The organism is Citrobacter sp. wls710, assembly GCF_005281115.1.
In the GTDB taxonomy this organism is placed as follows: Bacteria; Pseudomonadota; Gammaproteobacteria; order Enterobacterales; family Enterobacteriaceae; genus Citrobacter; species Citrobacter werkmanii.
Genome location: NZ_SZXD01000024.1, coordinates 21,394 through 46,541 on the forward strand (window position 1 = coordinate 21,394; position 25,148 = coordinate 46,541).

The window sequence follows — 25,148 nt, forward strand, 5'->3', positions numbered from 1 at the left end:
CCGCCATCGGGCATGTATTGTAGATTAGTTCAGACGAACCGGCATACCAGAACGGTTCTGTACCGCCTGATCAACGACGGACTGATCAACGTCAGACTGACCGGTGACGCTGGTAATGCTCTTGTTCAGCGTAATCGGTACGATTTCCCCGCCTTCAAACTGTGCTTCAGTGGTGGACAGTGGGTTGTGTACCTCGATGTAACGGCTGCCGTCTGGTTCGGTAGTGGCTTTCACCGGCTCATCGATAAACTGTACGCGAGTGCCGACCGGCACATTTTCAAACAGGAATTTGATGTCGTCATTACGCAGACGGACGCAACCGTGGCTGACACGTAAGCCAACGCCGAAGTTAGCATTGGTGCCGTGAATAGCATACAGACGACCGATATACAGGGCGTACAGACCCATCGGGTTATCCGGGCCTGCCGGAACCACGGCTGGCAGCGGTTCGCCCGCAGCGCGGTATTCCGCATGCATTTTCGCCGTTGGCGTCCAGGTTGGGCCCGCTTTCTTACGTTCTACTTTGGTGGTCCAGTTGATTGGCGTGTCTTTGCCTAACTGACCGATACCAATCGGCAGAACGATAACGGTGTTGGTGCCTTTCGGGTAGTAGTACAGACGCATTTCAGCGCTGTTGATAACAATACCTTCATGCACGGTATCCGGCAGGATCAACTGCTGAGGAATGTTCAGTACGGTGCCGCCCTTCGGCAGGAAAGTATCCACGCCAGGGTTGGCTTCCAGCATGTTAGACAGACCCATCTGATATTCTGCCGCAAAATACTCCAGCGGTTGGGTATTGCCTTCAGGAATGGTGATGACCTGGTTTTGGCCAATCAAACGGCTACCATCGGTAGGCAGCGGGTACGTGACGGCTGAGGCAGTGTTGCAAAAACCAACTACCGCAAGTGCCGCCGCGAAAAGCGTTGTCAATTTCATATTCATCTTCATGTATGCGAGATTCAGTGCCAGGCAGGCCAGTGGGTTGAGATTTATGTAGTGTTGGGCACGCATTATATGTGCAATCTGAGCAACAAGGAATTCGGATGTGTACTAAATCACATTTTTTTCCTTTTGCTTTCACTTTAGCCCTTCAGCATGAAGGGGCGATCTTATCGTAGACTTATGGCATAATAAGCGGTTTGTCACATATTTCTTTCTCTTTCAGGATACGCCAGTGTTAGTTTCCAGCAACGTCACCATGCAGTTCGGCAGTAAGCCGCTGTTTGAAAATATTTCCGTCAAATTTGGCGGCGGCAACCGTTACGGCCTGATTGGCGCGAACGGTAGCGGTAAATCCACTTTTATGAAAATTCTTGGCGGTGATCTCGAACCGACGCTGGGTAACGTTTCCCTCGATCCGAATGAGCGCATCGGTAAGCTGCGCCAGGATCAGTTCGCCTTTGAAGAATTCACCGTGCTTGACACCGTAATCATGGGTCACGGTGAACTGTGGGAAGTGAAGCAGGAGCGCGATCGTATATACGCGCTGGCCGAAATGAGCGAAGAAGACGGCTATAAAGTGGCTGACCTCGAAGTTCAGTACGGTGAAATGGACGGCTATTCTGCGGAAGCGCGTGCGGGCGAACTGCTGCTGGGCGTGGGTATTCCGGTAGAACAACATTACGGCCCGATGAGCGAAGTCGCACCCGGCTGGAAGCTGCGTGTGCTTCTGGCCCAGGCACTGTTCTCAAACCCGGATATTCTGCTGCTCGACGAACCAACGAACAACCTGGATATCGACACCATCCGCTGGCTGGAGCAGACGCTGAACGAACGTGACAGCACCATGATCATCATTTCGCACGACCGTCACTTCCTGAACATGGTCTGTACGCACATGGCGGATCTGGACTACGGCGAACTGCGTGTGTATCCAGGTAACTACGACGAATACATGACGGCGGCAACCCAGGCGCGTGAACGTCTGCTGGCCGATAACGCCAAGAAGAAGGCACAGATTGCCGACCTGCAATCCTTCGTCAGCCGCTTTAGCGCTAACGCATCGAAATCTCGTCAGGCGACTTCCCGTGCCCGTCAGATCGATAAAATTAAACTGGAAGAAGTTAAAGCTTCCAGCCGTCAGAACCCGTTCATCCGCTTCGAGCAGGATAAGAAACTGTTCCGTAACGCGCTGGAAGTGGAAGCGCTTACCAAAGGTTTTGATGAAGGCCCGCTGTTTAAAAACTTCAATCTGCTGCTCGAAGTGGGTGAGAAGATTGCCATTCTGGGCGCCAACGGCGTGGGTAAATCCACTATGCTGAAAACGCTGGTTGGTGATTTGCAGCCGGATAACGGTACCGTGAAGTGGTCCGAAAACGCGCAGGTCGGTTACTACGCGCAGGATCATGAATATGAGTTCGAAAACGATCTGACGGTCTTCGAATGGATGAGTCAGTGGAAACAAGAAGGCGATGATGAGCAGGTTGTGCGCAGCTTCCTCGGTCGTCTGCTGTTCAGCCAGGACGATATCAAGAAGCCTGCAAAAGTGCTCTCCGGTGGTGAAAAAGGGCGCATGCTGTTCGGTAAGCTAATGATGCAGAAACCGAATATTCTGGTAATGGATGAACCAACCAACCACCTGGATATGGAATCAATTGAGTCGTTGAACATGGCGCTGGAAATGTATCAGGGCACGTTGATTTTCGTTTCTCACGACCGTGAGTTTGTCAGCTCGCTGGCCACCCGCGTGATTGAAATTACGCCGGAGCGCGTGATCGACTTCACCGGTAACTACGAAGATTACCTGCGTAGTAAAGGTATCGACGGCTAATTTCCCGTCGTCTTTCACGCTGCAGATGTGTTGGCTTCACCTGTTCACCCCGGTCACTTACTAATGTAAGCTCCCGGGGATTCACAGGTTTGCCGCCTTCCTGCAGTACGAAATACTTAGGGAAAGGCGTCGAGCCTTTATTCCCTCTCCCTGTGGGAGAGGGGTAGGGTGATGGCATCAGGCAGCACTACACCAGCCACTCGCCCCCTTCAACCCCATTCACCAGCAACTTACGTTTTTCCCCCGCCGGTAATGACACCTTCAGTGCCTTCCACGCCGGACGATAATCCCCGCGCGCGTTCACCTTCAGGTTGATGGTTGCGCCATCGCACACCATTTCCCATTCCACCCACAGCGCATTGCCGTTCTGATAGCCCCAGCTTTCACCGTCGTCTTCAAAGAGCAGCCCGGAGGTCGTGCCGACGCCTTTAACCGGGAACAGCTTCAGCTCGCGGGCCGTATCTTTTTCGGCACTCACATGCGTGATGCGCTCGCTCAGCGGCAGACCGGCTCCGGCGCGCACCAGCAGCGGCAGTTTTTCCAGCGGCGCATCGAGGACGATGGATTGCCCGCCCGCATACCACGCGTGGGTGTAAAAATCATACCAGCCCGTTTCGTTATCCGGCAGCCAGACCCGGCGCTCGCGCTGCCCGGCTTCGACGACGCTGGCGACCAGTAGGTCGCGACCCAGCAGGAAGTCATCGCACTCTTCAAAGGTCTGCGCATCGTGCTCGTGATCGAGGAAGGTCGGGCGCAGCATCGGCTCGTCGTCGGCATGCGCCTGCCAGAGCAGGGTGTAAAGATACGGCAGCAGGCGATAGCGCAGTTCAATGGCACCACGAATGGCAGGCGTCACGCCCGGATACATCCACGGCTCGTTCACCGTGTGGTCATCATTCCATGAGTGAATGGTAAAGCGCGGATGCATCACGCCGTTTTGTACCCAGCGGACAAACAGCTCGGCATCCGGTTTGTCGCCGGAGAAACCGCCGACGTCGTGACCGACGTTGAACAGCCCGGACAAGCTCATCCCCAGCCCCATGCGGGTGTTGAAGCGCAGGGTGTCCCAACTTGTGCGGTTATCGCCGCTCCAGGTCTGCACGTAGCGCTGCATCCCGGCGCAGCCGGAACGGGAGATGAGATATGGGCGCTTCTCCGGGGCGAAACGCTGCTGCGCTTCCAGCGAGGCGCGCATCATCAGCAGCGGCATCACCGGGCGAATATGCTTGATAGCGATTTCCTGGCCGAAGCCATGGCAGCGCGCTTCGCCGTCCCACACTTCAAACTCGTTGTTGTCGTTCCAGGTAGAGTCGATCCCCATCTCCAGCAACTGCGTGGTGACGCCTTCCTGCCACCACTGGATAGTCTGCGGGTTGGTAAAGTCGAGGTTAGAGCCTTCGTCATCCCAGAAGCTGGAACGTTCTGGTGTATTGCTTTCGGAATCGCGAATAAACAGGCCGCGTTCTGCTACTTCGTTATAACGCGGGTGATCCTGCAACAGGCACGGTTTGATATTGGCCGCCAGTTTCAGCCCCGCGTCGTGGAACGCCTGGCTCATCACCTTCGGTTGCGGCACTTTGTCGTAGTTCCAGTTAAAGACGTAACGCTTGCCGTTGATCGAGGTGTAACCGGAAGAGAGCTGGAACGAGTCGCATGGAATAGCGTGTTCTGCGCACAGGCGGATGAAGTTCATCAGTTGGTTCTGCGCGTCCGGTGCGTCGGTGTAGTGCATGGTCGAGCCACTGTAGCCCAGGCTCCATTTTGGTCCGAACAACGTTTTGCCGGTCAGACGGACAAAGGCTTTGGTGACGTCCAGCACTCGCTTGCCGGTAAAGATGTAGTAATCAATATCACCCGCTTCCGCCTGCCAGCGGCGATAGGCGGTGTGGTAGTTATCGATTTCGTTACCCAAATCCAGCCAGCAACTGCTCAGGTTGTCGTAGAACAGGCCGTAGCTCACATCATGGCGATGGGCGATAGTGAACGGGATGTGCTTGTACAGCGGGTCAGTGCTGGCTGCGTTATAGCCCATCGCATCGAGGTTGCGCATCTCATAACGTTTACCGTTGCGCTGCAGATCGCCCGCTTTCTCACCCAGGCCGTAGAAACGCTCATCCTTACGGCGGCTGAGATAGTGCGCCACGCCGTCGCCGTGTGCATTCAGCAGGTAGGCGCTGGTGGGGCGGTCATTGACCAGCGGCTGCCACTCGCCCGCCTCATTGCAGTAGTGCCACTCCAGCCACAGCGGCTGGTGGACGGTCACGCGCAGCCGTTCGGTTGCCACGGTTAGCGCACCATCCTGCTGCGTCAGGTTCCAGGCCGGGCAGGAGAAGCCGCTTATGTCGTCACGATGGCGACCTTCCCACGGCACGTCTTTTTCCGGTGCGATGCTCCAGGTGCGGTCCAGCGCCAGCTCGCCTTTACGCTTAACCAGCACGCGGAAAAGATTCTCTTCCAGCACATACAGACACAGACGGTGCTGGTTATCGACCAGCAGTTCAAGATGGTTTGCTGACTGCTTATCTACGATCCAGTTTTTCAGGGTTTTCATATGTAATACATCCACTATCAGGCGCGTTTAGCGCGACGTTCAGCAATAAATGTTACCAGGAAGACAGCGCCAATCAGGTCAAAGAAGCCCATGGCAATAAACAGCGGGTTAAAGCCGATTTTGTCGGCGGTTACGCCGATTAACAGCGAGAACAGGAAGCTGGCGATCCACGCCGCAGAGCCGCGCATGCCGTTGACAGTCGCCATCTGGCCTTTGTCGAACGACTCAACGACCAGGGCGCTCAGCATGCAGGAGATGATCTGGTGCCCGAAGCCACCGATGGAGATCAGCACGATGGTGATATACGGGTCGCGGGTGATGGCCACGATGCCCAGAGAGATCATCAGGAACGCGCCCGTCACGGAGCTTGCTACCACAGAGTTAACGCGGGAGCAGCCGAACAGACGGGTATACAGACGCGTCAGGTAACCGCTCGCCACGCTACCGAGGTCGGCGGCGAGGAACGGCAGCCAGGCAAACATCGCAATCTGCTTCAAATCCATACCGTGCTCTTTGGCAAGGTACAGCGGCACCCAGAAGCTCAGCACCGCCCAGGCCGGTTCCGCCATAAAGGCCGGGATGGCGATACCGTAGAAGCGTTTGTTTTTTGAGACGGTCTTCAGCGCAGTCAGGAAGGGCAGTTTCACCGCTGGCGGTTCGTTATCCTGTTTGATAAATGCCAGCTCGTCCTTACCCAGGTTCGGGTGCTGTTCCGGATTGTGGTAGAACGCCCACCACAGGATCACCCATAGCAGCGCCAGCACGCCGGTAAACATAAACGCGCCCTGCCAGCCGAACGAGGTGTGAGCAAAGTAGATGATAGGCGGCGCCAGCATCGCGCCGATGGAAAAGCCTACGCCCGCCCAGCCAGCGGCAACGGGACGCTCTGATTTCGGGAACCATTCGCCAATGGTTTTGGCGTTCGCCGGGGTAGCGGCGGCTTCAGAAGCACCCATAAAGAAGCGCAGAATCGCCAGGTGCAGCCAGCTTCCGGCGCCCGCATGGAAAATACACATCAACGCCCAGATCCCGGCGCAGACCATAAAGCCAATTTTCAGGCCGATAACGTCAATCAGCCAGCCGCACAGGGGCTGGAAAATGGTGTAGGCGATCTGGAACGCGCCGACGATCCAGGAGTATTGCTCGGTGGTGATGCCGAGGCTCTCTTTCAGTTCCGGGGCGAGGATCCCGAGCGAGTTTCGGGTGATGTAGTTAACGGTGACGCCAAGTAAGAACAGCACCAGGATGTACCAGCGCAAGTTCTTAATGACGCGACGGGTTTTGCTTGTCGCAATGGTGTTATTGATGTCCTGACTCATTTTACTCTCCACAAGACGGACGGTAAGGGGACGGAGGTTCAGGTGTCACACAAATTTTTATGGCTTTGATTTATATACATTTAAAATATGAAAGTTGATATACAACTAGTATGGAAGTGGTGTGACAAGTTCACCTTAAGGGAGAACATGAGCGGGAAATAGTTGTTTTTGTGCAAAATTTCTCATAAATGACTTAAGTCATTTGGCATGATGGCTCCTATGCCAGTTATTTACTGATAAATGAGCAATGAAAATTTTTTCATTTTGCAAATGGAGCCAGATCACAAAATGGACAAAAGGCTAAAAATTACCGAAATCGCAGCCCGTACTCAGCTCTCAATCAGCACGGTTTCTCGCGTGCTGGCGGGGAAGGCCAACACCAGTGAGAAAGCACGGGCAAAGGTGTTGGCATGCGCGCGGGAATTAGGGGTGATTGAAGGCATGGCGGCCGGGCGTTTGCTGCTTAACTGTCTGGTTGTTTTTGCCCCGCAGCGGGCGTTTGACGAGCGGTCCGACATCTTTTACTACCGCGTGATCCAGAGCGTGAGTAAAGGCCTGGCGTCCCACGAAGTCCGCCTGCGCTACTGCGCGCTGGAAGAGAACGACAGCGATGCGCAGTTGTTTCTGGCGCGAATGAACGAGCCGGACACCCAGGCCGCCATTCTTCTCGGTATCGACGATCCTCATATCCACGATCTGGCGGTGGATGTCGCTAAACCCTGCATGTTGATTAACTGCCGGGACCGGCACATGCGTCTGCCTGCCGTCGCGCCGGACCATCGCGCCATTGGTGAACGGGCGGCGGAATATCTGTTTGAAATGGGGCACCGGGAGGTGCTGAATGTAATGTGTCTTCGCCGCTACACTATGGAGCTGCGCCTGTCGGGGATCCGCGACGCGTGGCAGTCACACAACCTGAAATTTAATGACCTGCGCGATCTGCTGGTGGTGCCGAGCTTTAGCGCTCGTGAAACGGAGGAGCTGGTAAATGTCTGGCTTATCGAGCGGAAGGGTAAGGATCTGCCGACTGCATTTTTAGTTGGCGGCGATTTTATGGCGGCGGGTACCATCAGTGCCCTGCAAAAACACGGCCTGCGCGTACCTCAGGACGTCTCTGTCATGAGCATCGACGGCTTTAATCTGGCGGCAATTCAGGATGTACCCTTAACAGCAGTTCATGTTCCCCGTGATGAACTGGGAACGGAAGCGGTATATATGCTCCAGCAGCGGCTGATGCGCCCGGATGCGCCGGTGGGGACGTTGTTGCTTAACGGCATGCTGGCCGTACGGGAATCAGTACGGCGGATACGTCAGGGGAAACGACGCACCGCCGTGGATCGGGAAGGACTGTACGACAGCTAAGCAATACCCAGCGCACGCTTACCGTGGATATTCAAATCCTCCAGCGTGAAGCGTCCTTCCCAGTCAATTTCATAATCCTCGCGCGGGAAATCACCCGGCGACGCGCCTTTTTCCAGCGCGGCCTTCACTTTATGGGCATAAGCCAGATTCTTTTCGCACATCGGCGCGGCAGGGATGTACATTACATTGCCCCAACCCTGCTGATTTTCCACCGGCGCGACGGAGTGGATCACATCGCAATGCCACCAGACGGAGTCTCCGGCGTCCAGTTGCGGAATACTGGTTAACGCCTCTATCAGCAGCGGATGCCATTGCGTTGAAATCGGCAGAACTCTGCCGGGCGCGACGCCGCAAAGCTCATCTTCCGGCACATCGTCAAGCAATGGACGTAATAGCACATAGGCCATCGCTTCAGGAATCGGGACTACGTGCAACAATCCCTGACCTGGCAACATATCGGAGAGTGCCGTCCAGCCCTGGAAGGTACGAAATACTGAACATTTAGTGGTGTTATCTACCGTGTACTCTTCAACTTCTGTGCGATGCGCCGCCTGCCATGGATCGTAATCTTCCAGCTTGCCATTGAAAACATTAGCAAAGACCTGCTGATATGCCGGCAGAAGCCAGCGCTCCAGCGCGCCGGAATCCGTATGCGCGCCCAGCCCTTTGGACGTTGTTCCCGGCGGACGACGACGTATGCGGTCAGGATAGATGACGCTGATGTCCGGGTTAAACCATTGTTTCCCTTCGCTTGTAAACGTCCACAGGCGATTAAGGAATGACTGCGCATTGGCCATTTCTTCGCTCTGGCGGGCCTGCATCTGCGCCTGGGACCAGTAGATGGGGTAGATCTCCGGGCGGGATGCGCTGAGGGTGCCAAAAAAGTTATCACCGGGGCCTTTGTAGACCTCATCAAAATGGTTGCGATCCAGGTAATCGAGCATCGACTGGTCCCATGCCAGCGCCTGTTCGCGGGGGAAATGCGCCTTAATGACCGCGCATCCGCGACGCTTAATCTCTTCACGCTGCTCGGCGCTTACGCGTCCCGCTTTGATATCCGCATAGGACAACGTTGGCCAAACCGGGGAGCCTTGCGCTTTGAGGGCGTTGATTTCCGCCACGCGAGTGGCAATGGCATCGCTCAGCTGATTGAAAATCAACTGAACATCCCCAAGCTGTGCCCGCAGCTGCTGTTTCATCTGACGGATTGCCGCTTTGTGATCGGCGGGCAATGTGTCGCTGGTAAACGTAAAAGCCATAACCACCTCGCATTAACTTTCATTCGAAATTTATTTAACTTACACATGCAATATAAGTTAAAAATAAGTTAATGCAAGTTTAAAAACTTGATGGTGGGCACGGAATGAATAAAGAGTGAAAAACCGGAGCACGCCCCGGTTAGCAGGATCAGACGTTAAAAGGAGATGTGTTATCCAGCACCGCCTGAATCACGTTCAGCGCGCCCTGATGGTTATTGTCGTCGGTCTGATAGCGGGCAATCGCTTTAATGCTCTCTGCCGCATTGGCCATGGCGAAAGAGTAATGCGCCATTTTCAGCATTTCTGCATCGTTGCCGCTATCGCCAATGGCGACGACGTTTTGCGGAGACAGGTTCCAGCGTTTCAGCAGGCGACTGATACCGTTGGCTTTATGTAAGCCCGGAATAATCAAATCGATAAACCCAAAGCCGCTGGTGACGGGCTTCATTATGCCATCCAGAGCAGTATGCAAGTGATCGATAACCAACGGGATTTGTTGGTCGGGTAAGTTCAGAGAAAACTTAAACAGCACATCATCAATGTCCTGATAATCTTTCACCGGTTTCAGGCGATGATAGTGTTTCGACATCAATGCCACGAAAGGCTCTGGGGCATTCTCGCTGACGTAGGCACTTTGCAGACCACATGCAACAAAATTGAGCTGCTTGTCTTTGAGGAGTTCGCCAATAACAATGCGTGATTCGTGACGGGTGAGCTCACCGTGAAACAGCTGCTTGCCATGCTCATAAACCAGCGCGCCATTCTCAGCGACAAACGATATTTCGTCTTTAAGCTCCGGGAAAAAGGAGATCAGCTGGAAATACTGGTTGCCGCTGGCCACGACAAATTCAATATCTCGTTTTTTCAGTTCCTGATACTGCGCCATAAAACGTGCACGATCGTATTTCTTGGCGTCGTCGAGAAAAGTTCCGTCCATATCGGTGACGATAACTTTGATGGTCATACTTGCTCCTGGCTCATAACTGCGACCAGAAACATTCTAATAACAATGTGACCTGAAGCACAAATTTAATTTCGAATGAAAGTAAAAGGCCGGGTGGCAGCTTCGCCTTACCCGGCTAATGGGGAAATATGTAGGCCCGGTAAGCGCAGCGCCACCGGGCGGGGGAGTTACAACATGTGTTCAGTACGGGCGATGATATCGTCCTGTGCATCCGGAGACAGGGCGGTGAAGAAGGCGGAATAGCCTGCGACACGCACCACCAGGTCACGGTATTGATCCGGGTGTTTTTTTGCTTCCAGCAGCGTTTCACGGGACACAATGTTGTACTGAATATGCCAGCCTTTGTGCTCTTCAAAGAAGGTGCGCAGCAGGATCATCAGTTTTTGCTTATCTGATTCATTCTCCAGCGTGGCCGGATTCAGCTTCTGGTTTAACAACACGCCGCCGAGAATGGAACCGGTCGGCAGTTTACCCACCGAGCCAATCACCGCCGTCGGGCCGAGATGGTCCGTCCCGGAAGCCGGACTTGCGCCTTCAGCCAGCGGGGTGTGAGCTTTACGGCCATCCGGCGTTGCCATGGTTGCCGCGCCAAACGGCACGTTTGCGGAGATAGAAGAGGTCCCGGCGTAGTAATTGCCGCCAACCGGACCGCGACCATAACGTGGATTATGATACTGTTTCAGTTCATCGATATAAGTCTGATAAGCGCGGGCCAGCAGTGTATCAACGGAATCGTCATCGTTGCCGTACTTCGGCGCGCCGTTGATCAGTCGTTGACGTAATTGCTCGTGGGTCAGACCGTCAAAATCATCAGCCAGTGCCGCAGCTAATTGCTGCTGGCCGATAGCGCCTTGATCGAAGACCAGTTTCTTCACAGCCGCCAGGCTGTTGCCGAGGTTGGCGATACCCACCTGCAAACCTGATACCCAGTCATACTTCGCGCCGCCTTGCTTAATGCTTTTCGCGCGTTCGATACAGTCGTCTACCAGCGCCGAACAGAGAATATCGTGTACGTTCTCTTCCAGCATGGTGTCAACGACATACTCGATTTCAATGGATTTACGGGTGTAGTAGCGAATCTGTGTATCCCAGGCGTCCATCACTTCATCGAAATTGTTGAAGTTGCCAGCCGAGAGCGCTTTTTCCTGCGGCAGGAAGACTTTGCCGCTGGTGGCATCGCGTCCGCCTTCCAGCGCCGCCAGCATCACGCGGGCAAAGTTAATAAAGCTCATGCCGGTACAACGGTAGCCCCATTTGCCGCCAACGGCGGTTTCGATGCAACCAATGGCCGCATAGTCATAGGCGTCCTGCGGTTCAATACCAAGCTTTATAAATTCAGGTATGACGATTTCATCGTTGTTAAAGGCTGGCATCCCGAAGCCGCAGCGAATGACCTGCACACAGGCATCAAGGAAATCGTTACTCATCCCCGCGTGATAGCGCACGCTCAGGTTAGGCTGAGTAGAGCGCAGGCGACCGCAGGATTCCAGAATGGCGTAAGAGAGCGGGTTGACGGCATCCACCGCTTGACCGTTAACCAGATTCTGTCCGCCAATGGTCACGTTCTGATACAGCGGGCTGCCCGCCGATGCTTTGGAGTGGGAACCGGAGCGGATTTTGTTCACTTCCAGCAGCTTCAGCCAGCAGCTGTGCAGCAGCTCAATGGCGTGCTCGCGATCCAGCGACTGATTCAGCTCCACATCACGACGGTAGAAAGGATAGAGATACTGATCCATGCGACCAAACGACACTGAATGGCCGTTCGATTCAATTTGCAGGATCAACTGGATGAAGTAGCACAACTGCAGCGCCTGCCAGAACGTTTTTGGCGGCTCATGGGCGATCACATCGCAGTTTTCCGCCATGGTCAGCAGTTCATCACGACGGCTGGCGCGAGTTTCTGTGGACGCCATTTTACGTGCCAGCGTGGCGAAGCGCTCAATGTGCAGGCTGACGGCCTCCAGCACGATATCTATCGCTTTCAGGAACTGATCGCCATGGAGGTCTTCCAGACATGTCAGATTGATGCGGGAACGACGTTCATCGACTTTGTGGCGCAGGCCGTCGAGACCTTTTTCCAGCAGCAGCGGGAAGTTTACCGCCAGGTGTGCGTCGCCGGAGGTCATGTTGCCTTCGGCTTTGATAATGCCGGTTTCCAGCAGACCTTTCTGCTCATCGGTGAACATCCCGTAGCAGCGATCCTGCACGGTCTGACCACGCCACCACGGACATACCTCGTGCAACACACGTTTATTCTCTTCGCTTACCGAGAAGCCTGCGCCAGGTCTGTCGGCGAGGTCATCGATCTCTTTTTCAATCCAGGAGACGGTGTATTCCGGGAAGATCGGCGCGGCGCGCACTTCGCTCGCCTGGTTGCCAACGATCATCTCGTCATGCTTAATCCAGATGGTACGTTCCGCCAGATGATGGGCCAGCGCCAGCGCGCGGCGTACCGGGATTGGCTTATCCAGATGTTGTTGATACATCTCGGTATAGTGCTGGGCGCGCTCGGTGCAAACCGGCGGCTTCACGATGTGGATCAGGGCTGTTTTATGCGCTTTGATACGGTCGCTGAGTGTGTCCAGTTTCAGAGTGGTCATGGCGATTATCCTCGTAGGGTCGCGGTTAAACCTTTATGGCGGGCATACTGCTGAGCAAATTCGAGCAGAGCTGGCGCCTCAAGCGGTTTATCCGGTGCGTTGTAGGGTTGACTGAGTAAGTGGTATTTATTGATGCCCAGGGTGTGATAGGGCAAAAAATGGATCTCCCCGACGTGAAGCTCGTCGGCAGCAAAATCGGTAATAGCCTGGATGGCGGCTTCGTCAGCGTTGAAACCCTGAATCAGCGGTACGCGGATAATCATTTTTTTACCCGCAGCGGCCAATTTTTTCAGATTGTCTAATACACGAGAGGCACTGCCATCGGTCCACTGTTTAAACGGCGCGTCGGCGACATGTTTTAAATCGGCCAGGAACAGATCGACATAAGGTAATGACGGCTCGATATACTTCCACGGCACATGCAGACAGGTTTCGACCGCCGTATGAATGCCCGCATCGTGGCTGGCTTGGAATAATTCTGCCGCCAGTTCTGGCTGCATAAACGGTTCGCCGCCCGAGAGGGTGAGCCCGCCACCGCTACGATCGTAAAACGGTTTATCACGCAGTACGGTCGCCATGATGTCATCCACGCTTTTTACCTCTCCGCAGACGGTCAGCGCCTGGGTTGGACAGCAGTCCGTCAGCGCGGCGAAATCGTCATCGGTCAGTTTTTCGCGATAAATAAGCAGACCGCTCAACGCCCGCTCAATCACCGCGGGTGCCGCCTGAGCACAGAGATCGCAACCGTCGAGACACAAACGTGCGTCGTAGAGCAGGTCCTGTGTGCGGGCGCGGCTTTCCGGATTCTGACACCAACGACAGCCGAGGGAGCATCCCTTAAGGAACACCACGGTACGGATACCGGGACCATCATGCGTGGAATAGCGCTGGATATTGAAAATCATAAGCGGCCTCTTTTCTTTCGTATAAAGATTAAATTACTTTCGAATGAAAGTTATATTGACGTGCGTCAACTAACCGTGAGGTTTCGCCGTGCTACCTTTTATTCATGCTAATTATTCGTTTGAGGAAAGGTTATGGAACTCTATTTAGATACGTCGGATGTTGCCGCTGTCAAAGCTCTGGCGCGTATTTTTCCGTTGGCCGGGGTGACCACTAACCCCAGTATTGTGGCGGCTGGTAAAGAGAGGCTGGAAGTGTTGCTGCCGCAACTGCAGGAAGCGATGGGGGGACAAGGCCGTCTGTTTGCGCAGGTGATGGCGACGACCGCCGAAGGTATGGTCAGCGATGCGCGTAAACTGCGGACAATCATTGCGGATATCGTGGTCAAAGTACCGGTGACGGCAGAAGGTCTGGCGGCGATTAAACTGCTGAAAGAAGAAGGGATCCCGACGCTGGGTACCGCGGTATACGGTGCTGCTCAAGGGCTGTTAGCGGCGCTGGCGGGAGCGGAATATGTTGCGCCATACGTAAACCGCGTGGATGCGCAGGGGGGAGATGGTATTCAGACAGTTACCGATCTGCAAACCTTACTGAACATGCATGCGCCGCACGCCAAAGTACTGGCAGCCAGCTTCAAAACGCCGCGTCAGGCGCTGGATTGCCTGCTGGCAGGCTGTGAATCCATCACGCTGCCGCTGGATGTGGCGCAGCAGTTTATTACCTCTCCGGCTGTGGATGCGGCGATTGTGAAGTTTGAGCAGGATTGGCAGGGGGCGTTTGGACGGACGTCGATCTAGTTTTAGGTCGGATTACTCCGGCATATTTGCGTATGTGATTCCGTTAAAATGAATCTGTTGCAGTTAAGAGCAATAAACTGCGAATCCCCCTCGTAAAACCGGTAAAGCCTGCATGCTACCCGTCATCGCGACGGGTACATTCACGTCATCATGTTTATCAGGTGACGGACCGCCATGAAAAAAACACCTACAGCCACACCGCACGATGCGCTGTTTAAAACATTTTTAAAATACCCTGCCACAGCCCGTGATTTTATTGAAATTCATCTTCCTCCCACGCTACGGGCGCTTTGTGATCTGGCGACGTTAGAACTGCAACCCACCAGTTTTATTGAAGAAAACTTACGCGCATATTATTCAGATGTGCTTTGGTCGATGAAAACCAGTGAAGGGGAGGGTTATATCTATGTCGTGATTGAACATCAAAGTCGTTCTGATGTGCATATGGCGTTTCGCCTGATGCGTTATGCGATAGCGGCAATGCAAAGCCACCTTGACGCCGGGCATACCCGCTTACCGTTAGTCGTGCCGATGTTGTTTTATCATGGCGTCGATACGCCTTATCCCTTCTCTTTATGCTGGCTGGATGAGTTTGATAATCCGCTCCTGGCGCGTCAGCTTTATCTGTCGGCATTTCCATTGGTGGATATTACCGTGGTCCCGGATGAAGAAATTATGCAGCACCGGCGTATCGCACTGCTGGAACTGATTCAAAAGCATATTCGCCAGCGCGATTTATTAGGACTGGTGGACAATCTGGCTACGCTGCTGGTTACAGGAAGTGCTAATGACAGCCAGCTAAAAGCGCTGTTTAATTATCTGCTAATCCAGCATGGTCACAAACCGCGCTTTGGGCGATTTATGCGTAAGCTGGCGCAGCAGGTACCCGAACACAAGGAGAGTACAATGAATATTGTCGAAAAAATACGTAGGGCAGGGGAGCGAAAGGGGCTACGGAAAGGCATGGAGCGCGGTCATGAAAAAGGTTTAGCTGAAGGTCGCCGTGAGGAAGCGCAGCGCATTGCCCACTCAATGCTGGCCGATGGTCTCCCACGGGAGCTTATCGTGAGAATCACCGGACTATCAGAGGAAGATATTAAATCTTTGACGCATTGACTGTATGTTAGTACAGCCCCGGAAAATAAATGCCGCCGGGGCTTACAGTTATTGCCCGCACACCTCACAGCCAGGGTTACGCATCAGCTTCATTTCGCGAAACTGGCAGGTCATGGCGTCGTACATGACGATTTTTCCAGATGTGGGTTTACCGTAGTTTGCCAATAATTTAATGGCTTCCATAGCCTGTAATGAGCCGATCACGCCGATTAGCGGAGCCATTACGCCAGCTTCCACGCAGGTGAGGGCATTTTCACCGAACAGGCGGCTCAGGCAACGGTAGCAAGGTTCGCCTTCCTGATAGGTAAAGACGGTAATTTGCCCTTCCATGCGGATTGCCGCCCCGGAAACCAGCGGAACCTTTGCGCTAAAGCATCCGGCATTAAGCTGATTGCGGATACTGACGTTATCCGTACAGTCCAGCACCAAATCGTGTTCGGCGATCAGCGCGTGAATTTCGCTATCATCCAGCAGCGCATTCACTGGCGTAATGGCGATATAAGGGTTAATCCGCGCCAGCGCGTCGCGGGCGGACAGCACTTTCGGTTGCCCTACGGTTGCATCGCTGTGCAGCGTCTGGCGCTGGAGGTTCGACACGGAAACGGTGTCAAAGTCGAGCAGCGTTAAATGCCCGATGCCTGCGCCTGCCAGGTATTGGGTCGCGGCGCAGCCAAGTCCCCCCAGACCAACGACCAGTACCCGCGCCTCCTTGAGCGCTTCCTGGCCTTCAAAATCGAAGCCGCGCAGAATGATTTGCCGGTTATAGCGCATCATCTCCTGGTCGCTGAGTTCCGCCATTACAGGCCTCCAAACAGCGCGTTAAACGGCTCGACTTCAACCCACTCTCCGGCTTCAACGTTGCCGCGATCGCGTTCCAGCACGATAAAACAGTTGCCGAGGCTAAAGGAGCTAAAAATATGCGAACCCTGGTGTCCGGTGGTGGTGACTTCCAGTTCGCCTTCTGCGGTGCGCTGCAATACGCCACGTTGAAAATCCAGACGTCCTGGCGTCTTCTTCAGACGTGACGCGGTGCGCACGCGTTGGCGAGGAGGCAACCCACAGCCCGTGTTGCCGCTGAGTTTCGCCAGCATTGGTTGCACCAGTTGATAAAAGGTGAGGGCTGCTGACACCGGGTTACCTGGCAGACCGCAAAACCAACTGTTGCTTAGTTTGCCAAAGGCAAACGGTTTGCCCGGTTTGATGGCCAGCTTCCAGAAGGCAATTTCTCCCAACTCTTCCAGAATGGTTTTGGTGTAATCCGCTTCACCGACAGAAACGCCACCGGAGCTGATAACGACATCGGCCTGGCTGTCGGCTTCAATAAACGCCGCGCGCAGGGCGTTGGGATCGTCGCGAATAATCCCCAGGTTGATCACCTCGCAGCCCAACTGTTGCAGCATCAGGTGAACGGCCAGACGGTTGGTGTCATAAATCTGTCCGTCGCCCAGCGGTTGACCCGGCAGTTGCAGTTCATCACCAGTGGAAAACAACGCCACGCGGACTTTGCGCACAACAGGCACATCAGCAATTCCGAGCGAGGCCAGAACCGGGAGCTCGGCGGTTGTCAGGCGGGTCCCGGTGGGGAAGACGACTGCACCGTTCGCAATATCTTCACCGCGCAGACGAATATTTTGTCCGCTGCGGACTTCGGCGGTAAAACGCACACCGTCGTCGGTTTGTTCCGTTTGTTCCTGCATGACCACTGCTTCACAACCGGCAGGCACCGGGGCGCCGGTCATGATGCGGATACAGGTCCCCGCGGGCCATTCGCCGTGAAAAGGCTGTCCGGCAAAGGCTTTGCCTGCTACCGCAAGCGGCAGACCCGAGCGTAAATCATCTAATCGCACCGCATAGCCATCCATTGCCGAGTTATCGAATCCCGGTACATCAATGGGGGATACGACGTCGGCGGCCAGGATACGGCCAAAACATTGAACCAGCGGCAGCGTTTCGACGGCGGTGAGCGGGGTAATACGCGACAGCATCTGAGAGAGAGCCGTTTCAAGCGGCATCAGTCCGGCGGTAAATTCCATGAGAAGACTCCTGCGGGGCAAAATCGAATCCGGCCATTATGTCAGAAAATGGCCGAGGACAGTATGCTACCTCAGGCTTAGAATCAGATCTGATCAAGGTTTTATGCCAGAGGATAGCGACACAGGAACAATGCAGTATAGACTTAATATTTCCGCTTTTTCCCCAGGGGGCTAAATGGCTACTACTATCCCGGAGGCAATTCGACGACAGGTGAATGCCGCCAGCGCGCTCATCCGCCAAGTTTTCGAGGAGAATCTCGTTGCTATTCATCTGTATGGTTCTGCTGTCGAAAGCGGTTTAAAACCTCAAAGCGACATCGATTTGTTGGTCACCATACGGGAACCAATGGATGCCCGGTTAAGAGAAACCGTAATGCGGGAATTGCTGACCATTTCAGCGCCGCCCGGGACCTCAGAACGTTACCGCGCGCTGGAAGTCACCGTTGTTCTGTTCTCGCAGATCGTGCCGTGGCGATTCCCTCCCGTCAGAGAAATGCAGTTTGGTGAGTGGTTGCGTGATGATATTGGTGCCGGCGTATTTGAACCGGCGCTGGCGGATCCTGATCTTGCCATTTTGCTGACCCAGGCCCGGCGCGCCAGCGTACCGTTATTCGGTGAACCCGCTGATATATTATTCAACGCCATTCCTGCCAATGATGTATTGGAAACGTTTCGACATACCCTCGAACAGTGGCAAAAACCGGCAGATTTAGAGGGTGATGAGCGCAATATCATGCTGGCTTTGGCGCGTATCTGGTACAGCGTCGTTACTGGCGATATTGTCGCAAAGGATGAGGCCGCGTCGTGGCTCATGCCGCAATTGCCCGTTGAGCATGCTGGTACGCTGCAAGCTGCATGTTCGGAATATCTGGGGTTAACCAAAACGAACTGGGCTGAATCTATGCCGTCAGTACAACGATTTGTGTTTTATGCAAAAAAAGAGATTACCGATCTGCTTGAATAGGCTATTCAATGTCGTCGGGGATCTCATTCCTGTTTACTCTATCTGTATGACCTGATGGTATCGATTATGAGCTGCAGGCCTTTACCTTTACATGACGTCTGCATCTTTCTATATTCAAAAATCGAATCAATAAGTCACCGAAATTCTGATATTTATAACCCCCGGAACCAGTCACCTTAATGGACGAAAAAATGGGTAAAGCAGTTATTGCAATTCATGGTGGTGCTGGGGCTATTACCCGCGCGCAACTGAGTCAGGAGCAGGAGTTGCGCTACATACAGGCGCTGTCCGATATCGTCGAAACCGGTCAGCGGATGCTCGAAGAGGGGCGTAGCGCACTGGATGTGGTGACCGAGGCCGTGCGTCTGCTGGAAGAGTGCCCGCTGTTTAATGCCGGAATTGGCGCAGTATATACCCGTGATGAAACTCATGAGCTGGACGCCTGCGTGATGGACGGTAATACCCTGCAAGCGGGAGCCGTCGCGGGGGTAAGCCATCTGCGAAATCCAGTTCTCGCGGCACGCCTGGTGATGGAACACAGCCCACATGTGATGATGATTGGTGAGGGGGCAGAGAATTTTGCTATTGCGCAGGGTATGGAGCGCGTTTCGGCGGATATTTTCTCGACGCCAGAACGCTACGCTCAATTGCTGGCGGCGCGAACGACGGGTGAAACGATGCTGGATCATAACGCTACCCCACTGGATGAAAATAACAAAATGGGTACCGTGGGGGCGGTCGCGCTGGACATGTTTGGTAATCTGGCGGCGGCGACATCGACCGGCGGGATGACCAACAAATTGCCGGGCCGGGTGGGTGACAGTCCACTGGTTGGTGCCGGCTGTTATGCCAATAACGCCAACGTGGCGGTTTCCTGCACCGGAACCGGAGAAGTCTTTATTCGTGCTCTGGCGGCTTATGACATTGCGGCGTTGATGGACTATGGCGGCCTGAGTTTATCTGAGGCGTGCGAGCGTGTGGTGATGGAAAAATTACCGGCGCTGGGCGGCAGCGGTGGCTTAATTGCTATCGATCATGAGGGTAACGTCGCCTTACCGTTTAATAGTGAAGGCATGTACCGTGCCTGGGGATACGCGGGCGATAAGCCAACCACCGGTATTTATCGGGAAAAAGGAGATACCGTTGCCACACAGCGATGAGCTTGACGCCAGTGACGTACTGGCAGTGAGCAACCTGAACATTACCTTTGAACAGGAACAGCAGCGTGTCAGTGCGGTGCGCAATCTGTCATTTCGCCTCAAGCGTGGCGAAACGTTGGCGATAGTTGGCGAGTCCGGTTCAGGAAAGTCGGTCACGGCTTTGTCGCTGATGCGTCTGATTGAACAGGCTGGCGGCGAGGTGAGCTGTGATGAAATGCTCCTCCGCCGCCGCAACCGCCAGGTGATAGAGCTGGGTGAACAGAGCGCATCACAGATGCGCCACGTGCGCGGCGCGGATATCGCGATGATCTTTCAGGAGCCAATGACATCGCTTAATCCGGTGTTTACCGTGGGTGAGCAGATCGCCGAGTCTATCCGCTTACACCAGGGGGCCAGTCATGAAGAGGCGATGCTGGAAGCTAAACGGATGCTCGATCAGGTCCGTATTCCTGAGGCGAAGGCGATTTTATCGCGCTATCCACACCAGCTTTCCGGCGGCATGCGCCAGCGCGTGATGATCGCTATGGCGCTGTCGTGCCGCCCTGCGGTACTGATTGCCGATGAGCCGACCACCGCGCTGGATGTCACTATTCAGGCGCAGATCCTGCAACTGATAAAAGTGTTGCAGCAGGATATGTCGATGGGGGTGATCTTTATTACCCACGATATGGGGGTGGTGGCGGATATTGCCGACCGTGTGCTGGTGATGTATCAGGGTGAGGCGGTAGAAACCGGCAGCGTTGAGCAGATCTTTCATGCTCCCCAGAATCCCTATACTAAAGCGCTGCTGGCAGCCGTACCGCAGCTTGGCTCCATGAGCGGACAAGAGTATCCGCGCCGTTTTCCACTTATTTCTTTACACGATCCTAGTCATGTCGAACCGCAAACCGAGCAGGACACCGTGGTTGAAGGCGAGCCTATCCTACGGGTGCGCAATCTGGTGACGCGTTTTCCTCTGCGCAGCGGCATTCTTAACCGGGTAACCCGTGAGGTGCACGCGGTGGAAAACGTTAGCTTTGACCTGTGGCCAGGAGAAACGCTCTCTCTGGTGGGCGAGTCGGGCTGCGGCAAGTCCACCACCGGGCGGGCGTTGTTGCGCCTGGTTGAGTCTCAGCGTGGAGAGATCATCTTCAACGGACAGCGTATTGATACCCTGGCCGCCAGCAAACTGCAGCCGCTGCGCCGGGATATTCAGTTTATCTTCCAGGACCCTTATGCATCGCTCGATCCTCGCCAGACGGTGGGATATTCCATTTTAGAGCCGTTACGGGTGCATGGATTACTGCAAGGTGATGCGGCTGCAAAACGGGTTGCCTGGCTGCTGGAGCGCGTAGGATTGCTCCCTGAGCATGCCTGGCGCTATCCGCACGAGTTTTCCGGCGGTCAGCGTCAGCGTATCTGCATTGCCCGGGCTTTGGCGCTCAATCCCAAGGTGATCATTGCCGATGAGTCGGTCTCGGCTCTGGATGTCTCGATTCGTGGGCAAATTATCAACCTGTTGCTCGACCTGCAGCGCGAAATGGGGATCGCATATCTGTTTATTTCCCACGATATGGCGGTAGTGGAGCGGATCAGTCACCGTGTGGCGGTGATGTATCTGGGGCAGATCGTCGAGATCGGCACCCGGCGGGCGGTATTTGAAAATCCACAGCATCCGTATACGCGCAAACTAATGGCGGCAGTACCCGTTGCCGATCCATCACATCATCGCCCCCAGCGCGTGCTGTTGTCGGATGATATCCCCAGCAATATCCGCAAGCGCGGCGAAGAGATTTCCCCCGTGTCATTACAGTTAGTTGGCCCGGGGCATTATGTAGCGCGTCCACAACAAGAAAATGCTCTTTCGCGTTTATAACAGGCAGACAGGGTTCAAGGAGAATAACATGACAAAAATTGTTGCTCGAAAATGGCTGGTTGCTGTGGGAGTGGCCTCGGCGCTGGCCGCCGCACCGGGCTGGGCCGCCAAAGACGTGGTGGTGGCAGTGGGATCTAACTTCACCACGCTCGACCCCTATGACGCGAACGACACGTTGTCGCAGGCGGTAGCAAAGTCGTTTTATCAAGGACTGTTTGGCCTTGATAAAGAGATGAAGCTGAAAAATGTGCTGGCGGAGAGTTATACGGTTTCTGATGATGGCCTGACTTACACCCTTAAGCTGCGTCAGGGTGTGAAGTTTCAGGATGGCACTGACTTCAACGCCGATGCGGTCAAAGCTAACCTCGATCGGGCCAGTAATCCGGAAAACCATCTGAAACGTTACAATCTGTATAAGAATATCGATAAAACCGAGGTTGTCGACCCATCGACGGTGAAGATTACGCTGAAACAGCCGTTCTCTGCCTTTATCAATATTCTGGCGCATCCGGCAACGGCGATGATTTCTCCCGCCGCGCTGGAGAAATACGGTAAGGAGATAGGTTTCCACCCAGTGGGGACCGGGCCGTACCAGCTTGATACCTGGAATCAGACGGATTTTGTGAAGGTTAAGAAGTTCACGGGCTACTGGCAGCAAGGGCTGCCAAAGCTGGATACGATCACCTGGCGTCCAGTGACCGACAACAACACGCGTGCGGCCATGCTGCAGACCGGCGAAGCGCAGTTTGCCTTCCCGATCCCTTACGAGCAGGCGGCGCTACTGGCGAAGAACAAAAACCTGGAACTGGTGGCCAGTCCGTCTATCATGCAACGTTATATCAGCATGAACGTCACGCAAAAACCGTTCGATAACCCGAAGGTACGTGAGGCACTGAATTATGCCATCAACCGTCAGGCGCTGGTTAAAGTCGCTTTTGCCGGGTACGCGACGCCTGCCACCGGTGTTCTCCCGCCATCGATTGCCTATGCGCAAAGCTATACGCCGTGGCCTTATGATCCAGCGAAAGCGCGCGAGTTGCTGAAAGAAGCGGGCTACCCTAATGGTTTTACCACCACGCTGTGGTCTTCGCATAACCACAGTACTGCACAGAAAGTGTTGCAATTTACCCAGCAGCAGCTGGCGCAGGTGGGCATTAAGGCTCAGGTAACGGCGATGGACGCTGGTCAGCGTGCGGCGGAAGTTGAAGGTAAAGCGCAGAAAGAGAGCGGAGTGCGGATGTTCTACACCGGCTGGTCTGCGTCTACAGGGGAAGCGGACTGGGCGCTGTCGCCGCTGTTTGCATCACAAAACTGGCCGCCAACCCTGTTTAACACGGCGTTCTACAGCAATAAGCAGGTGGACAGTGATCTCGCTGCGGCTTTGCAAACCAACGATCCAGCGCAGAAAGCGAAGCTGTACAAAGATGCGCAGGATATTATCTGGAAAGAGTCGCCGTGGATCCCGCTGGTGGTGGAAAAACTGATTTCGGCGCACAGTACCAGGTTGACCGGATTTTGGATCATGCCGGATACCGGATTTAGCTTTGATGATGCGGATTTAAAATAAGCGATGCATTCGGCCCCGTAATGCAGGGGCCGGCGAAGGGAGCGTGATGCTTAACTATGTTTTCAAGCGCCTGCTGGGGTTGATTCCAACGCTGTTAATTGTGGCGGTGCTGGTGTTTTTATTTGTTCACATGCTACCCGGTGATCCGGCCCGGCTGATTGCCGGACCGGAGGCTGACGCTGAGGTGATTGAACTGGTGCGTAAGCAACTAGGTCTGGACCAACCGCTGCATATTCAGTTCTGGCATTACATGACCAACGTGTTGCAAGGCGATTTTGGAACCTCGATGGTTTCTCGTCGCCCGGTTGCGGAAGAAATTGCCAGCCGTTTTATGCCATCGCTATGGCTGACAATTGCCAGTATGGCGTGGGCAGTGTTATTTGGTATGACGGCGGGGATTATCGCCGCCGTATGGCGTAATCGCTGGCCGGACAGGTTAAGTATGACGCTGGCGGTCACCGGGATCTCTTTTCCGGCTTTTGCACTCGGCATGCTGCTTATGCAGATATTTTCCGTTGAACTCGGCTGGTTGCCCACTGTGGGCGCTGACACCTGGCTGCACTATATCCTGCCGTCAATCACGCTGGGGGCGGCGGTGGCAGCGGTATTGGCCCGCTTTACCCGCGCCTCGTTTGTTGATGTGCTCAGTGAAGACTATATGCGCACCGCGCGAGCTAAAGGAGTGAGTGAAACCTGGGTGGTGTTAAAACATGGTCTGCGGAACGCGATGATCCCGGTGGTTACCATGATGGGACTACAGTTTGGCTTTTTGCTTGGCGGCTCAATTGTGGTTGAGAAGGTGTTTAACTGGCCAGGGCTTGGACGACTGTTAGTGGACTCAGTCGAAATGCGCGACTACCCGGTGATACAGGCCGAGGTGCTGTTGTTTTCTCTGGCGTTTATTCTTATTAACTTAGTGGTGGATGTACTCTACGCCGCCATTAATCCGGCTATCAGGTACAAGTAAGGATGCGATTTTTTAACTGGCGCCGACAGGCGATTTTGAATGCGATGCCTCTTGTTAAGCCAGAGCAGATACGCACGCCGTGGCATGAGTTCTGGCGTCGTTTCCGTCGCCAGCGCATGGCGCTGTTCGCGGGATTATTTGTCCTTGTACTGATTATGGTGGCGATTTTTGCCCGCTGGCTGACGCCATTTGATGCTGAAAACTACTTCGATTATGACCGTCTGAATGACGGACCGTCGATGTTGCACTGGTTTGGCGTTGACTCCCTGGGAAGGGATATCTTTAGCCGTGTGCTGGTTGGCGCGCAAATCTCGCTGGCGGCTGGCGTCTTTGCCGTATTTATTGGCGCGGCGATTGGCACGGTGCTGGGGTTGCTGGCGGGATACTACGCAGGCTGGTGGGATCGACTGATTATGCGCATCTGCGATGTACTGTTCGCCTTTCCGGGGATTTTGCTGGCGATTGCTGTGGTGGCGGTGCTGGGAAGCGGTATTGCCAACGTGATTATTGCCGTGGCTATTTTTTCCATTCCGGCCTTCGCGCGCCTGGTGCGCGGGAATACGCTAGTGCTGAAGCAGCAGACCTTTATTGAATCTGCCCGCAGTATTGGTGCCAGCGATGCAACCATCATCTTTAACCATATTCTGCCGGGAACGGTCTCATCGATCGTGGTCTTTTTTACCATGCGAATTGGCACGTCGATTATCTCTGCCGCGAGCTTGTCATTCCTGGGATTGGGCGCGCAGCCGCCGACCCCGGAGTGGGGTGCAATGCTCAATGAGGCGCGGGCCGATATGGTGATAGCACCCCACGTGGCAATTTTCCCGGCGGTGGCGATATTTCTGACGGTGCTGGCGTTTAACTTACTGGGCGATGGTCTGCGCGACGCGCTGGACCCGAAGATAAAAGGATAAACCGCAGGCCGGATAAGACGTAACGCTTATTCGGCCTACGTTGG

Annotated in this window: 19 protein-coding genes; 10 read left to right on the plus strand and 9 right to left on the minus strand. The window is 54.4% G+C overall.

The window, feature by feature from the left end:
- Positions 1 to 24 precede the first annotated feature (24 nt).
- Positions 25 to 945: a L,D-transpeptidase gene (ldtB, locus tag FDX14_RS07240; RefSeq protein ID WP_042310152.1), complete on the minus strand. Its 921-nt coding sequence runs from the start codon at positions 943 to 945 to the stop codon at positions 25 to 27.
- Positions 946 to 1,177: 232 nt separating this feature from the next.
- On the opposite strand from ldtB, the gene FDX14_RS07245 reads away from it, so the two are divergent.
- Positions 1,178 to 2,773 (plus strand): ABC-F family ATPase, encoded by a 1,596-nt coding sequence (locus tag FDX14_RS07245; RefSeq protein ID WP_042309575.1) that lies wholly within the window; start codon positions 1,178 to 1,180, stop codon positions 2,771 to 2,773.
- A gap of 187 nt (positions 2,774 to 2,960) precedes the next feature.
- On the opposite strand, the gene FDX14_RS07250 is transcribed toward FDX14_RS07245, so the two are convergent.
- Together FDX14_RS07250 and FDX14_RS07255 are read right to left on the minus strand one after the other, a co-directional pair.
- Positions 2,961 to 5,324: a glycoside hydrolase family 31 protein gene (locus FDX14_RS07250; RefSeq protein ID WP_061381900.1), complete on the minus strand. Its 2,364-nt coding sequence runs from the start codon at positions 5,322 to 5,324 to the stop codon at positions 2,961 to 2,963.
- 17 nt (positions 5,325 to 5,341) lie between these two features.
- A complete protein-coding gene (locus FDX14_RS07255) occupies positions 5,342 to 6,643 on the minus strand; it encodes an MFS transporter (RefSeq protein ID WP_137349275.1) in 1,302 nt (433 codons plus the stop codon).
- 288 nt (positions 6,644 to 6,931) lie between these two features.
- Between FDX14_RS07255 and FDX14_RS07260 the strand changes: the two genes are divergently transcribed.
- Positions 6,932 to 8,005, plus strand: a complete 1,074-nt coding sequence (locus tag FDX14_RS07260; RefSeq protein ID WP_061381946.1) for a LacI family DNA-binding transcriptional regulator — start codon at positions 6,932 to 6,934, stop codon at positions 8,003 to 8,005.
- On the opposite strand, the gene FDX14_RS07265 is transcribed toward FDX14_RS07260, so the two are convergent.
- The 4 genes from FDX14_RS07265 to FDX14_RS07280 form a co-directional block, all read right to left on the minus strand.
- A complete protein-coding gene (locus FDX14_RS07265; RefSeq protein WP_137349276.1) occupies positions 8,002 to 9,264 on the minus strand; it encodes a DUF1479 domain-containing protein in 1,263 nt (420 codons plus the stop codon). The two genes, FDX14_RS07260 and FDX14_RS07265, sit on opposite strands and share 4 nt — an antisense overlap.
- Positions 9,265 to 9,412: 148 nt before the next feature.
- Complete coding sequence (locus FDX14_RS07270; RefSeq protein WP_061381898.1) at positions 9,413 to 10,228, minus strand: Cof-type HAD-IIB family hydrolase; 816 nt, start codon at positions 10,226 to 10,228, stop codon at positions 9,413 to 9,415.
- A gap of 167 nt (positions 10,229 to 10,395) precedes the next feature.
- Positions 10,396 to 12,828, minus strand: coding sequence for a glycyl radical protein (locus FDX14_RS07275; protein WP_137349277.1), 2,433 nt, complete (start codon positions 12,826 to 12,828; stop codon positions 10,396 to 10,398).
- Between the two features lie 5 nt (positions 12,829 to 12,833).
- On the minus strand, positions 12,834 to 13,733 hold the full coding sequence (locus FDX14_RS07280; RefSeq protein WP_137349278.1) for a glycyl-radical enzyme activating protein: 900 nt from the start codon (positions 13,731 to 13,733) through the stop codon (positions 12,834 to 12,836).
- A gap of 132 nt (positions 13,734 to 13,865) precedes the next feature.
- Here FDX14_RS07280 and fsa point away from each other — a divergent pair, with 132 nt between their 5' ends.
- Both fsa and FDX14_RS07290 read left to right on the plus strand, forming a co-directional pair.
- Positions 13,866 to 14,528, plus strand: coding sequence for a fructose-6-phosphate aldolase (fsa, locus tag FDX14_RS07285; RefSeq protein ID WP_137349279.1), 663 nt, complete (start codon positions 13,866 to 13,868; stop codon positions 14,526 to 14,528).
- 174 nt (positions 14,529 to 14,702) lie between these two features.
- Positions 14,703 to 15,644, plus strand: coding sequence for an Rpn family recombination-promoting nuclease/putative transposase (locus FDX14_RS07290; protein ID WP_137349280.1), 942 nt, complete (start codon positions 14,703 to 14,705; stop codon positions 15,642 to 15,644).
- Positions 15,645 to 15,692: 48 nt separating this feature from the next.
- On the opposite strand, the gene moeB is transcribed toward FDX14_RS07290, so the two are convergent.
- The gene (gene moeB / locus FDX14_RS07295) at positions 15,693 to 16,442 is read right to left on the minus strand and encodes a molybdopterin-synthase adenylyltransferase MoeB (protein ID WP_137349281.1); all 750 of its coding nucleotides are present in this window, start codon (positions 16,440 to 16,442) and stop codon (positions 15,693 to 15,695) included.
- Positions 16,442 to 17,677, minus strand: a complete 1,236-nt coding sequence (gene moeA / locus FDX14_RS07300; RefSeq protein ID WP_042309558.1) for a molybdopterin molybdotransferase MoeA — start codon at positions 17,675 to 17,677, stop codon at positions 16,442 to 16,444. The genes moeB and moeA overlap by 1 nt, the downstream gene beginning before the upstream one ends.
- A 175-nt stretch (positions 17,678 to 17,852) precedes the next feature.
- Between moeA and FDX14_RS07305 the strand changes: the two genes are divergently transcribed.
- From FDX14_RS07305 to gsiD, 6 genes are all read left to right on the plus strand, one after another.
- Positions 17,853 to 18,641: an aminoglycoside adenylyltransferase family protein gene (locus FDX14_RS07305; protein ID WP_137349282.1), complete on the plus strand. Its 789-nt coding sequence runs from the start codon at positions 17,853 to 17,855 to the stop codon at positions 18,639 to 18,641.
- 191 nt (positions 18,642 to 18,832) lie between these two features.
- Positions 18,833 to 19,801: a beta-aspartyl-peptidase gene (iaaA, locus tag FDX14_RS07310; protein ID WP_137349283.1), complete on the plus strand. Its 969-nt coding sequence runs from the start codon at positions 18,833 to 18,835 to the stop codon at positions 19,799 to 19,801.
- Positions 19,785 to 21,656: a glutathione ABC transporter ATP-binding protein GsiA gene (gene gsiA, locus FDX14_RS07315; protein WP_137349284.1), complete on the plus strand. Its 1,872-nt coding sequence runs from the start codon at positions 19,785 to 19,787 to the stop codon at positions 21,654 to 21,656. The genes iaaA and gsiA overlap by 17 nt, the downstream gene beginning before the upstream one ends.
- A gap of 28 nt (positions 21,657 to 21,684) precedes the next feature.
- Positions 21,685 to 23,223: a glutathione ABC transporter substrate-binding protein GsiB gene (gene gsiB / locus FDX14_RS07320; protein WP_042309552.1), complete on the plus strand. Its 1,539-nt coding sequence runs from the start codon at positions 21,685 to 21,687 to the stop codon at positions 23,221 to 23,223.
- 46 nt (positions 23,224 to 23,269) lie between these two features.
- Positions 23,270 to 24,190, plus strand: coding sequence for a glutathione ABC transporter permease GsiC (gene gsiC / locus FDX14_RS07325; protein WP_042309550.1), 921 nt, complete (start codon positions 23,270 to 23,272; stop codon positions 24,188 to 24,190).
- A gap of 2 nt (positions 24,191 to 24,192) precedes the next feature.
- Positions 24,193 to 25,104 (plus strand): glutathione ABC transporter permease GsiD, encoded by a 912-nt coding sequence (gene gsiD / locus FDX14_RS07330; RefSeq protein ID WP_061381894.1) that lies wholly within the window; start codon positions 24,193 to 24,195, stop codon positions 25,102 to 25,104.
- Positions 25,105 to 25,148 lie beyond the last annotated feature (44 nt).